12 protein-coding genes and 1 pseudogene are annotated in these 11,669 nt (G+C 71.5%); 7 read left to right on the forward strand and 6 right to left on the reverse strand.

Features of this window, described 5'->3' with window-relative positions; all coding sequences use genetic code 11:
* Window positions 1-113: 113 nt before the first annotated feature.
* Complete coding sequence (locus DRB96_RS42340; RefSeq protein ID WP_112453077.1) at window positions 114-446, reverse strand: MerR family transcriptional regulator; 333 nt, start codon at window positions 444-446, stop codon at window positions 114-116.
* A 752-nt stretch (window positions 447-1,198) separates the two neighbouring features.
* Here DRB96_RS42340 and DRB96_RS42345 point away from each other — a divergent pair.
* Both DRB96_RS42345 and DRB96_RS42350 read left to right on the forward strand, forming a co-directional pair.
* Window positions 1,199-1,966, forward strand: a complete 768-nt coding sequence (locus DRB96_RS42345) for a hypothetical protein (protein WP_112453078.1) — start codon at window positions 1,199-1,201, stop codon at window positions 1,964-1,966.
* Window positions 1,967-2,218: 252 nt separating this feature from the next.
* A complete protein-coding gene (locus DRB96_RS42350; RefSeq protein ID WP_112453079.1) occupies window positions 2,219-3,013 on the forward strand; it encodes a DUF4328 domain-containing protein in 795 nt (264 codons plus the stop codon).
* 25 nt (window positions 3,014-3,038) lie between these two features.
* Here DRB96_RS42350 and DRB96_RS42355 read toward each other — a convergent pair whose 3' ends face one another.
* Complete coding sequence (locus DRB96_RS42355; RefSeq protein ID WP_112453080.1) at window positions 3,039-3,944, reverse strand: hypothetical protein; 906 nt, start codon at window positions 3,942-3,944, stop codon at window positions 3,039-3,041.
* 59 nt (window positions 3,945-4,003) lie between these two features.
* On the reverse strand, window positions 4,004-4,825 hold the full coding sequence (locus DRB96_RS42360; protein ID WP_239517856.1) for a helix-turn-helix domain-containing protein: 822 nt from the start codon (window positions 4,823-4,825) through the stop codon (window positions 4,004-4,006).
* Window positions 4,826-4,915: 90 nt separating this feature from the next.
* Between DRB96_RS42360 and DRB96_RS42365 the strand changes: the two genes are divergently transcribed.
* Both DRB96_RS42365 and DRB96_RS42370 read left to right on the forward strand, forming a co-directional pair.
* Complete coding sequence (locus DRB96_RS42365; protein WP_112454505.1) at window positions 4,916-5,785, forward strand: TetR/AcrR family transcriptional regulator; 870 nt, start codon at window positions 4,916-4,918, stop codon at window positions 5,783-5,785.
* Window positions 5,786-5,903: 118 nt separating this feature from the next.
* Window positions 5,904-6,659, forward strand: a complete 756-nt coding sequence (locus DRB96_RS42370; protein ID WP_112453081.1) for a transposase family protein — start codon at window positions 5,904-5,906, stop codon at window positions 6,657-6,659.
* A 914-nt stretch (window positions 6,660-7,573) separates the two neighbouring features.
* Here DRB96_RS42370 and DRB96_RS42380 read toward each other — a convergent pair.
* A complete protein-coding gene (locus DRB96_RS42380) occupies window positions 7,574-8,305 on the reverse strand; it encodes a nuclease-related domain-containing protein (protein WP_239516516.1) in 732 nt (243 codons plus the stop codon).
* 209 nt (window positions 8,306-8,514) lie between these two features.
* Between DRB96_RS42380 and DRB96_RS42385 the strand changes: the two genes are divergently transcribed.
* Window positions 8,515-9,330, forward strand: a complete 816-nt coding sequence (locus DRB96_RS42385; RefSeq protein ID WP_112453084.1) for a serine/threonine-protein kinase — start codon at window positions 8,515-8,517, stop codon at window positions 9,328-9,330.
* Complete coding sequence (locus tag DRB96_RS42390) at window positions 9,321-10,142, forward strand: A24 family peptidase (protein WP_112453085.1); 822 nt, start codon at window positions 9,321-9,323, stop codon at window positions 10,140-10,142. Before DRB96_RS42385 ends, DRB96_RS42390 begins: the two co-directional genes overlap by 10 nt.
* Before the next feature lie 31 nt (window positions 10,143-10,173).
* On the opposite strand, the pseudogene DRB96_RS45735 reads toward DRB96_RS42390, so the two are convergent.
* Window positions 10,174-10,278 (reverse strand): annotated as a pseudogene (locus DRB96_RS45735) (SsgA family sporulation/cell division regulator); the annotation flags it as partial.
* Between the two features lie 276 nt (window positions 10,279-10,554).
* On the opposite strand from DRB96_RS45735, the gene DRB96_RS42400 reads away from it, so the two are divergent.
* Window positions 10,555-11,070 (forward strand): DUF2510 domain-containing protein, encoded by a 516-nt coding sequence (locus tag DRB96_RS42400; protein ID WP_239517857.1) that lies wholly within the window; start codon window positions 10,555-10,557, stop codon window positions 11,068-11,070.
* 33 nt (window positions 11,071-11,103) lie between these two features.
* On the opposite strand, the gene DRB96_RS42405 is transcribed toward DRB96_RS42400, so the two are convergent.
* A partial coding sequence (locus DRB96_RS42405) for a hypothetical protein (protein ID WP_204357966.1) occupies window positions 11,104-11,669 on the reverse strand: 566 nt, incomplete at its 5' end.

Raw genomic sequence — 11,669 nt, forward strand, 5'->3', positions numbered from 1 at the left:
GTGGAAAATAAAAAGCTACCTAACCGTCATCCCCGCCCAGTCGCTACTGGTGTGCACGTCTAGCACTGTGGTCGGACACGCCCTGCATGCCACCCACGCGATGGCTCACGACACTACAGCGTCCGGGCGGAGGATTCGCCGGCGCGGCGGTATTCGGCGTTGATGCGTTGGGCTTCTTCGAGTTGGTCTTCGAGGATGATGATGCGGCAGGCGGAGTCGATCGGGGTTCCCTGGTCGACGAGTTCGCGGGCGCGTGCGGCGATGCGCAGCTGGTAGCGGGAGTAGCGGCGGTGACCGCCGTCCGAGCGGAGCGGGGTGATGAGGCGGGCCTCGCCCAGGGCGCGGAGGAAACCTTGGGTGGTGCCGAGCATCGCGGCGGCCCGGCCCATGGTGTAGGCGGGGTAGTCGTCGTCGTCGAGACGGCCGAACGAGTCGTCTGCTGTCATTGAACCTCTCTCGTGGAACGCGTGGAGGGGCCCTGGTGCCTATGGCACCAGGGCCCCGAAGGAACTACTACACCATCTGCCGGCCCTGATACTGCGCCGGCCTTCTGTGTCCGCAGACCCGACTCATGCGTGATCGGGATGCGGGGATCGCGGTTGCTTGACCGGAGACCACCTCACTAACGATGTCCTGCGGTACCCGGGCTTCAACCTGCCGGCCCGGGCGATCCTGATGGCGCTAAGCTCCTCCGTTCTTCCCTCAGTGATCAACTACTTACCAAGCGGGGGACTGTGTACTGCTGGTGATGCTTACTGCTGATACTGCGAACCGCTTGTACTGCTCGTGGCCTGACCCAGCGCCACGTTTCGGCAGCCAGCCCCGTCGCCCGTCGTGCGTCTGCTCTGGCTTGGAACCCCACTGCCGAACTTCCTGGTGGCCGCGCCTGCACTCGACGTCTCCACCAAGGTGCTGCTCACTGACTTCACTGCTGGGTACTGCACCTACAGGTACTGCTACTGCGTCAACTGCGGTTCTGCTCGTGGTGGCCCCTGATCACTGCTGGCCACCCGGTCCGGTCGTCAGTCCCGTCGCCGTCCTGCACCAGCCCTGGCTTCGGAACTCCACCACCGCACCGTCCTGCGCACTGCATCTACGGGTACTACGGGTCACCCCTCCGGCGCCGTCCGCACCCACACCTCCCCCGCGATCCACGCAGACCGCCCGGCCTCCGTCCACCCACGACCGGCCTTCACCCGTGGTACGCCTGCTCGCGCTCGCCGACAGCTTCACCCAGCACAACGATCAGCTCGCCCGGCTCCAGCCGGCCTACGGCGCCACTTGGGGTCACACCTCGGCGCAAGTCCTGGTGAGCGCATGTCTGGAGGCCGTACAGGCCATCGTCGACCAGCCGATGTACGCGGGTGTGACGTTGACCGAGGCCACGCTCCGGATCAAGCAGCTGGCCGTTCTCACCGGACAGGCGGTCCGACATCTTGCCGAGGCCAAGGCACAACTTGGCGCCCCGGCCTCGCCCTCGGACCCGCCAACCAGGAGCGAAGAAGTCGCACGCCAGATACAGCTCGCACGAGAACTGACGGCTCTGGCTCCAGCCATGGCCCTGGAGTCAGCGAGCGCCGTAGCTTCCGAGATTCACCGCCGACGGCCCGCGACGACTACCAGGAACGATGCGCTGACTCCCGCCGAGCGAACTGCGCTTCACGCCACGGCCCGAGGGCACATCGTGATCGGCCGACGCGAGGGGCACGAGTTCGTTCACAGCCGCGGCAACTCCGTACGCATCGACACCCTGCGCGCGCTAGAACACGCCGGGCTCATCGCAATCGAGCCCGGATCCGCGCCACCGGCTTTCGGCGGAGGCCCCCCGCACGACCGGGTCCGCCTCACCCTCAGCGGAGCAACGGCCGTGACGGCCTTCCTCGGACGTGGCCCCCGCACCCCAGAACCGTCAGTCCCCCGCGCTCTCGGTGCCCATACCGCCGCACCGCCGGCAAGGGCCCACTGACGTCAGCCGACGCCTCCACACCACCACCACCAGCCAGCGCACCCTTCACCGCCCCGGTGCACCGGCATCACCACCGCACCCACCCCGTCGCGGTCTCCCCCGCATCCGCTGACACCGCCCCGACCCCCGGAAACCCCTCTGACCTGCCAAAAAGCCGTGTACCCCGAACCCCTGTCTGGCATATCTTCAGCCTGCCCGCGCATCAGCGGGCCTCTTTCGCATGTCACGCGTTCCCGTGGGGGGTACCACTTCATGTCCTTCAGCGCGCCCGGCTCACCGCCTCCCGTCGGCCCCGCCCCGCAGACGCCGCCTCCCGCGGGCGGCCCGGCGTACGCCCACCAGGCGGTTCGCCACCAGCCCCCGCCGGGCTTCACTCCGCAGCCCGTCAAGGTGCTGCGCTCGCCCCGGGGCCTTGCGACGGCCACGATCGTGCTGCTCGCGGTCTCCGGGCTGTACGCGCTGCTCCTGACGGGAACCGGCCTGTACGTCGCCTCGGTCCTGCGCGACGGTACGTACCCGGACGCGGGAGCCGAGGACAGCCTCACCCTGCCGGACGGCTTGATGGCCGTCGTCGCCGCCGTCTCGTTGCCGCTGCTGCTCGCCACGGCGGTCCTGTTCATCATCTGGTTCCACCGGGTCCACGGGAACGCCGAGATCCTCGGTCCGGACAGGGTCACGCGCTCCTCCGGCTGGGCCATCGGCGGTTGGTTCATCCCCGTCGGCAACCTGTTCATCCCCTACCGCATGGCGAAGGAGATCTGGGACGCCAGCCTCCAGCTCGGACCGGACGGGGGCTACCGCCACGTCTCGACCGCGCCCGTCACGTCCTGGTGGCTGCTGTGGGTCGCGACGTTGATCTCCGACCGCGTCTACAGCCGGCTCTACACCAACTCCAACGATCCGGACGGGCTCGCCGCCGCGGCCGACGCCGCCGCCGTGAACGGCGTGCTGTCGCTCGCGGCCGCCGTGCTCGCGATCCTCTTCGTGCACAAGCTGACGGCGCTGCAGACCCGCAAGGCCACGGAGGGCCCGTACGCGGCCGCGTAGCCCGAGCGACCGGTTCCACCCGGGGCTAGGCGTGGAAGGGGAGGCCGGCGTCGGCCGCGAGCTCCAGGTCGTCGCCCTCGGGCGGCGGCAGGAGGCTCGCGGAGCCGTCGCTGACGGGGACCACGCCGAGCTCCAGCAGTTCGGCCATGGCCGCGCTGCCCGCCATGTCGCGGACCTGGAGCTGGTAGCGGGGGGTGGTGCGGTAGGTGCCGCCGGACTCGTCCCCGGTGCGCTGGAGGAAGCCGGAGTCGGTGAGGAAGGCGGCGGCCTTGCCGACGATGCCGGTGGTGGAACCGGCCAGGCGGCGGGCGTCCTTGGTGGCACCGGTCGCGCTGCGGCGGGCGTAGACCCGCCAGGCGGCCTCCAGGCCGGGGGCGTCGGAGGCCGGATCGGTGTTCTCGCCGAGCTCCTCGGCGCGCTCCTCCAGGCGGCGGCAGGTCTGCCGGACGAAGGCGTCGACGCCGTTCACGGTGATCCGGCCGATGTAGCCGTCGTCGGCGAGGTCCTCGGGGCGGGGGAAGGCGAGGGCCGCGACGGCCAGGTGGGCGAGGCCGTGCAGGAAGCGGTCCGCGGAGTCGGCGGTGGCGCGGCGGGCGTAGTCGCCCATGCGGACGGCGAAGACGGAGTCCTCGCCGGCGGCGACGGCCATTCCCGCCCGGGGGGAGACTTCGAGGACGACGAGGCCGAGGCCGGTGGCCACCGCGTCGGCGAGCCGGCCGAAGGCGGAGTCCTCGCGGTAGCGGCGCAGCAGCTCGGCGTACTCGGCGTCGCGGGCGGGCAGCAGCTTGGGCTGGAGCCCGAACGCGACCAGCCGGGCCGCGTCGGCGGCGTCGGCGGGGGTCACGGCGGGGGCCGTCGCCTGGGCCGGCGCGTGGGGCTGCTGCGCGTCGGGCTCGCTCCACGCGGGGTGCTCGGCGTGGTGGTCGCTCACGGGTACGTCTCCTCGGCGGTGCGGGGCAATCTATCTGCGCCCACCAAGATCTACGCACATTAGACCGCCGGCACCGTCAGATGTGTAAAAGCGACAGGGCCCGTTCCGACGCCTCCGCCCGCTCCGCCCCCGCCGTCCCCTTCCATGCGCAGCGCCGCCGCGAAGTCCATCTTGTCCTCCAGCCGGGTCAGGCTCCGGCCGGTCAGCGCCTCGATGCGGCCGATCCGGTAGCGCAGCGAGTTCACGTGCAGGTGCAGGGCCTCGCCGCAGCGGGCCCAGGACCCCTCGTGCTCCAGGAAGGACCGCAGCGTGGGCACCAGGTCGGAGCGGTAGCGCCGGTCGTAGTCGTGGAGCGGGGACAGCAGCCGGCGGCTGAAGGAGCGCCGGACGTCGGCCGGGAGCAGCGCCAGCAGCGACATGACGTGCGCGGCCAGGTCCTCGGGCCCGCAGGCGGCGACCGGGTCCGAAGCGGCCGTGACCCGCCGGGCGTTGCGGGCCTCCGCGAGCGCGTGGCGCAGGTCCGCGGCCTCGCCCACCGGGGCGCTGACGCCGAAGCTCAGCCGCTCCCCGGCCCGCAGCGCGCGCGGCAGCGAGCCGCCCGCGGCCCTGCCGACCGCCTCGGGGGTCAGGTCCCCGTCCTCCCCGACGAGGACGAAGGCGACGGCCTCCGCGCCCGCCGGGTCCCCGTTCCCGGAAGCACCCGCCTCCCCGGCCGGGGCAACGGCGATCCGCTGCCCGGCGCCCGCTCCCAGGCAGTGCGGATGCAGCAGCACCTCCTCCAGGAGGTCCCGTACGGCCGTCCCCACGGGGAACCCGGGCGCGGGCCGCACGTCCAGCCGCGCCGAAACGGCCTGCCAGCGTACGGAGTCCTCCGGGCCCACGGCTCCGGTCGCGAGCCGGGCCGCCGCGTCCTCGGCAGCCGCCGTACGGGCCTGCTCGCCCCTTCTGCCGCACCCTCTAGGGTGGTCGGCATGGCACAGGAACAGGGCCGCACGCCCGGTAAGACCGCGGCGGGCCGGGGCGGCCGGGCCGCCCGGGGCGGTTACGCGGTGGGCGACGCCCGCCGCCGGATGATCCTCGACACCGCCGTCGAGCACTTCGCGCAATGGGGCTTCAACGCCTCCTCGCTGGCCCGGATCGCACAGGACTGCGGGATCACCCAGGGCGGCCTGCTGCACCACTTCCGGGGCAAGGAGGACCTGCTGCTGTCGGTCCTGGCGCGGAGCGAGGAGCACGACGTCGACCGGCTCTTCAGCCCGCCGGGCGAGGGGTTCCCCCCGGTCGCCGAGCACTTCGCCGCGGTCGTCGCCCTCGCGGCGGACAACGCCCGCCGGCCCGGCATCGTACGGATGTACAACACGCTGGTCGGGGAGTCCGGAAACCCCGACCACCCCGCGCACGACCACTTCCGGCAGCGCTACGCCCGGGTGCTGGGTCACACCGTCGGCCTGCTGGAGGCGGGGGCGGCGCGCGGCGAGGTCCGGCCGGGGACGGACTGCGAGGCTGTCGGCCGCGAGATCCTCGCGGTGATGGACGGGCTGCAGATCCAGTGGGTCCTGGACCCGGAGGGCGTGGACATGCCGGGCCTGTTGGCCGGGTACCTGGACCGGCGGCTGCGGGACATCACGGTGGCGGGCGCGGGCCTGGCTGCGGGTGCGGGTCTGGGCACGGGTGCGGGCCTGGGCCTGGGCGGGGGCCGGCGGCTGCGGCGGCTGCGGCTGGGGCAGGGCCTGGACCGAGCTCTGGGCCTGGACCGAGCTCTGGCCCGAGCTCTGTGGCTGGGCCTGCGGTGGGGTCTGGGTCAGCCCGTGGATCGGGCCCTGGGGCGGTGTCTGCAGTGAGCCCTTTTCAACCTGACGGTGGGGCTGTGGTGTTGGTCGGTGTGGGCTGTACGGAACGACGAAGCTCCTGGTAGACGGGTTCTCGACCAAGATCACCCGTGTCCGCCAGGAGCTTCGCGTGCTTGTCTACCCGTCGTCGATCGATCTGTCCAGCAGTACCCTGCGGCACCTGACCGAGCAGCTCGCAGTTCGGCAACGGGAGATCGGTACGCGGTGGAGACGACTGTCCGTCGGCCGTCAGGCCCTGCTCGCCCTGGCTCACCTGCGGTGCGGCGACACCTACGCCCAGCTTGCCGCCGGGTTCGGAATCGGCATCGCGACCGTCTACCGGTACATACGCGAGGCCATCGAAGTCCTGGCCGCTCGCGCACCGACCCTGGCCACGGCGATGGAGACAGCCCGGACGAAAGCGTTCGTGATCCTGGACGGCACGCTGTTGCCGATCGACCGGATCGCCGCCGACACCCCCTACTACTCGGGAAAACACAAGCGGCACGGCATGAACGTCCAGGTCCTCACCGACCCGTTCGGCCGACTGCTCTGGGCGTCACCAGCCCTGCCCGGAGCCACTCACGACCTGACCGCGGCACGAAGCCATGGCATCGTCGACGCGCTCGCCGCCGTGGGCCTGAAGTGCTGGGCGGACAAGGCCTACCAAGGCGCCGGCCGGCACATCCGAGTCCCCTTCCGGGGCCGCCGGCTCAAGCGATGGAAGCGACGGCACAACAGCAGTCACGCCAAGATCCGCTGCGTCGGCGAGCAGGCCATGGCCGTGCTGAAGGGTTGGCGCCTCCTACGGAAGCTCCGCTGCAGCACCAACCGGATCACCGACATCGTGAAGGCCGTCCTCGTCCTCCACCACGCCTCAACATGAGGTTGGAAAAGGCTCAGTAGGTGGTCGAAGAGTTGGAACTGGCCGGTGCGGGTGTGCCCGTTCCAGGTGTGGACGGACTGGTCCTTCCAGAATTCGGTGAGGTCCGCGACCTGTGCGGTGAAGCCTTCGGGTCGGGTGCCGCCCTCGGTGCCGGGGAGGGCGCCGGTGTTGAAGTAGTCGGCTATCGCCTGGTATTTGGCCTTGCCTGCCGGGGTGTGGCCGGAGTCGCCGACGATGAGGACGGCTTTCATGTCGCCGAGGCCCGCGATCATCTGGGCGATGCCGAGGTAGCTGGTGTCGTGCTCGATGTGCACTTCACCCTTCTTGCCGCTGAAGCGCGACCACAGGACGGCGACCTTGTCGCCGTCCTGCAGGGTGACGCCCTTGCGGTCCAGCCAGGTGGTGATGGCGGCGTCCCGCTCCGCGTCGGGACCGACGTTCCAGCCCTCGCGGAGCTTTGTGCGGAGATCGGTGCTGAAATCCTGGCCGACGCGCTTCGTGGCGTCTCCTACACCGAGCTGGTTCCTCTTGTTGAGCTTGATCGAGAGGGGACCCGCTTCGGTCTCCACGTTCACTGCCTTGAGCCGCTCGGTGGTCTCGACGAGCTGGGTTCGCTGGTCTTCGCCCGTTCCGACGGTGATCTCCTTGAGCCGCACGGCCGCCGCGGTGAGGACGATCCGATGGTCCCCGATCCCTGAAGCGCGGTAGAAGGCGGCCATGCCTTCGGCGGCTGCCTTGTGCCTCTCGTTTCCCTCCGCGTAGGTCAGGACGACCGAGAGGTTCTCCTCGGCGATGAGGGCGGCGGCGATGCCGAATTGGTCCCCCGACGCGTAGTGGGGCTGCACGAGGAACAGCGGTGTTCCGGCAGGAGCTTGGTTCGGGGGTTGGCCGGGGGTGTGGTCGGGAGGGCTTGGTCAGTGCCAGGTTCGGCGGTCGCGGGCCGCGGTGAACAGGGCTTCCACGGCCGGGGGTTTGAGGGTGGTGGAGGACCGGGTCAGGGAGGCCGCCGCCGTCGCGGGGGTGAGGACGCGGACGTCGCGCAGGGACGGGGTCACGTCCAGGCGGGTCGCGTCCACCACCGCCAGGACCGGGGTCACCGCGGCCGACAGGGCCCGTGTCGCGTACGCCGCCGCGCGACGCGACGTGCGCGGGTCCGGGCGGGACTCGGTGCGGCCCACCGTGAGGAGGAGGTCGCCGGCCACCGCGCGCTGTCGGCGGCCCTGGACCGTGTGGACGCAGAAGACCCCCGTCGGGCCGATCACCAGGTGGTCCGCGATCCCCTCGACGGAGTGCAGGACCCGCCACTCCTCCGACTCCGCCAGCGCGTCCAGTACGTCGCCCATCCGCTGCCGGGCGGCGAGCTCCTGGCGCAGCCGGTGGCGGGTGCGGGCGCCGGCGGAGCCGTGGGTGATCTCGCCGAGCAGTGCCTCGCCCGGCCGGTTCGGGGCCAGGTCCTCGTCCGGCGGGAGCGCGAGGCGCAGCATGTCAGCGGCCGTGGGGACGGGTGGCGGGCCGATCGAGACGGTCCCGGTCAAGTACGGGCGCAGGACCGTCAGGATCTCCTCCCGGCGCTCGTCCGCCAGCACGCTGATCCGGTTGGCCCGCCGGTCGTACCAGGCCACCGCCCGGCCGTCCGGCAGGTTCACATACAGTCGGCCGCGGCCCGGTCGGCCGCTCGGCAGTACCTTCAGTCCCCGCGAAGCCATCGGCCTCACCCCCGCCGTCCATGGGAGCAGGCCGGACGCCCGGCGGCAATCCCCCGGTTGTGTCTCCCTGGACCCAGGGTAGGGCGGTACACATCTCGAATGACGCGGAGGCGTTCTTGGGGAGGTTCGGATGTGCATAAGAGACATGCATGTGGCAGGTAAATCTCGCGACCTCACCGGGCGGCCGCAAGGTCGCGGTGAAGGTGATCCGCCCCGAGCTGGCCGACGCTCCCCAGTTCCGGGCCCGGTTCGCCCGTGAGGTCGACGCCGCGCGTCAGGTGGGCGGATTCCACACGGCCCAGGTGGTGGACGCGGACCCCGAGGCGGCGGCTCCCTGGCTGGTCACCGCGTACATACCGGGCCCGACCCTGCAGCAGGTCGTCGCCGAGAACGGCCCGCTCGCCCCGGACGCGGTCCTGCGGCTCGGTGCCGGTCTGGCCGAGGGCCTCGCGGCGATCCACCGGTGCGGGCTGGTCCACCGTGACCTGAAGCCCGGGAACGTGATCCTCGCCGAAGACGGCCCCCGCATCATCGACTTCGGCGTCGCGCACGCCCCGGGAGCCGAGGCGATGACCCGCACCGGCACGGTCATCGGCACCTATGCCTACATGTCGCCCGAGCAGATACGCGCCGACCGGGTCTCGCCCGCCAGCGACGTGTTCGCACTCGGCTCGGTCCTGGCCTTCGCCGCCACCGGCCGCAGTCCCTTCGACGCGACGACCGTGCCGGCCATCGTCCACCGGGTCACCGGCGAACCTCCCCTGCTCGACGGACTCTTCGGCCGTCTGCGTGACCTGGTCACCGTGTGCCTGGCCAAGGACCCCGCCGGCCGCCCGTCCACCGCCGAGGTTCTGGCCCGGCTCTCGGTCACCGGCGGCAGCGGCACCGGCAGCGGCACCGGGCCGGCACCCGGTGTCCCGTTCAACGACCTCCCCACCGCACCGGGTTCCGGGAGATGTTCGTAAGGAAGAGCCCCACCGTCCCCGCGGCCCCCGGCCCCGCCGACGCGCCCGCCCCCGGCGCGGCCGAAGCCGCCGGCAGCGGCTCTGCCGGCGCCACCGACGGCACCGGCCCCGCCGGCACCGGCTCCGGCCCCGGCACCGCCGACGCAAGCGCCCCCGGCACGGCCACCCGCCCCGGCACCGTGCCGCCGGCCGAAGCCACACCCGCACCGGACCCCGCGCCGGACCCCGCGCCGGACCCCGCGCCGGACCCCGTGTTCGCGCCCGCCGGGCCCGCCGTCCTCGCCACCGTGCTGGCCTGCCTGGCCCTCGGCGCCGGGGTCGGGGCCCGGCCCGAGCTGGCGGTCTGGCTGCTCCTCGCACCGCTCACCGTCCTGCTCTGCCTCGTCGACCGGGCCGTGCACCGGCTGCCCGACGTACTGACCCTGCCCCTCGCCGCGCTGACCGCCGCCGCCCTCGGCGCCGCCTCCCTCTTCGGCGGCGCCGGCGGATCCTGGACCCGCGCGCTGCTCGGCGGACTCGTCCTGGGCGGCTGCTACTTCCTCCTCTTCCTCATCAACCCGCGCGGCATGGGCTTCGGCGACGTCAAGCTCGCGCTCGCCGTGGGCCAGGTGCTCGGCTGGTACGGCTGGCCCGTACTGTTCGCCGGCACCTTCACCGCGTTCGTCGCGGGCGCCGTGCACGGCCTCGCCCTGATCGCCCTGCGCCGGGCCGACCGGACGAGCCCGATCCCCTTCGGCCCGTTCATGGCCGGCGGGGCCCTCGCGGGAGTGATGTACGCGGGCCTCGGACTCGGCGCGGGCCTCGGACTCTGAGCCCGCTGCCCGAACTCCGCGCCCCCGGCTCCGGCTCGTCGGTGAGGTAGAGCAGCCGGGCGGGGACGGCGATGCTGCGCTCGGGGGAGAGGACCAGCTTCAGTTCCAGCTCGCGCTCGATGACGGGGTGGTGCATGACGGCCTCACTTCGGTGCGGGGTGCGTACCCGGGCGGTGCGCGGGACCGCGAACCGGCCCCACGCCCGGAGAGAGCGCCGAAGTGCCCGGGTATGACGCGACTTCGCGGGGCAATCTGACGATTGGCCGAATTCTGTCGGGTGACCGGAATCGCGCGTACGGGGCGGCGTTCGCCCGAAGGCTTGGATTCTCCCGTTACCGGACCTGCCGGGGGGCGGTTCTTGGCTATGGTCCACACCTGCACAAGCCTCAAGCCACGATCGGAGTTGGGGACATTGACGGCCTCCCCTGGTGACGGCGAGCACGCGGCCCGCGAGGGCTACTACCCCGATCCGTCCATCCCCGGGTACGTCAGGTTCTGGAACGGCCTGAACTGGGTTCCCGGTACGAGCCGCCCCGCGGTCGCGGCCGACGAGACGGGTCCGGTGTTCCTCGACGAGACCGGCGTGAGCCAGTTGCTGCGCGAGCCCGAACCGGAACCGGAACGAGAACCCGATCCGCTGCCGTGGCACGGCGCGGAGCGCGCCCGCGACGCGGAGCCGGGGGCCGACCTCGTGGCCGCGGCCGCGGCGTGGCAGGCCGACCCGCTCCACCAGTCGGGCTTCGGCGGGCCGCGCGACCACCGGGTGTCCTGGGGCAACGAGCCGGCCGCCGCTGCCGCTCCCACCGCCGCTCCCGTTCCCGCTCCCGCAGTTCCCGCCGCTCCCGCCGCCGGGGCCGCCGCCCGTCCGTCCGGGATCTCGCTGGGGGCACGTTCCACGCGGCTTGGCGTCTCGCTCAAGATCAACTAGGAGCCGACGTGCAGCAGTCTGACGCCAACACCCCTAATCCGGTATCTGAACGGTTTCGGCACGAAAACGCAGAGCCATGATGGTCCTAGCCGATAACGCACGTAATTCCTGATTGTGAAAAATCAGGTGCGCTCGATGCGGCTTGGTTTCCTCGTCCCAATGCTGCAGATCCTCCAGTCGAAACTGATGCTTGCCTTGGTAGGTCGCCGCGAGGTCAGCCGCCAAACCACAGGCAGCCTCTCCTGGCGTGGCTATGGCCCAACCGATGATGTCAGCCAGCTGTTCGGCTGGTGATCGCGGTGTAACGCCCTGGGCGGCGTTGCAGGCAAATTCGTTGTAGAGCTGAGCGCCCAGCTCGGGATCATCCGCAGGGTTTCCCGGGCACAACCGCGGCTCCCAGGGAAGCACATAGGTCGATTGACCGAGAACGTCTTGCCGGACGTAGTCCGACGGTTTGGCTAAACGCTGCATGAGCTTTGCTCCCAGGCGAAAATCGCATGGTAGCGCAGTAGGGGCAGCTGAAAGCTGATTCCAGAGCGGCCTTAGCCGCTCTGATAAACCGCCGGTGAAGACGGCGTAAACAGCTGGACAGACGCCAC

The organism is Streptomyces sp. ICC1 (genome assembly GCF_003287935.1).
Classification (GTDB): domain Bacteria; phylum Actinomycetota; class Actinomycetes; order Streptomycetales; family Streptomycetaceae; genus Streptomyces; species Streptomyces tritrimontium.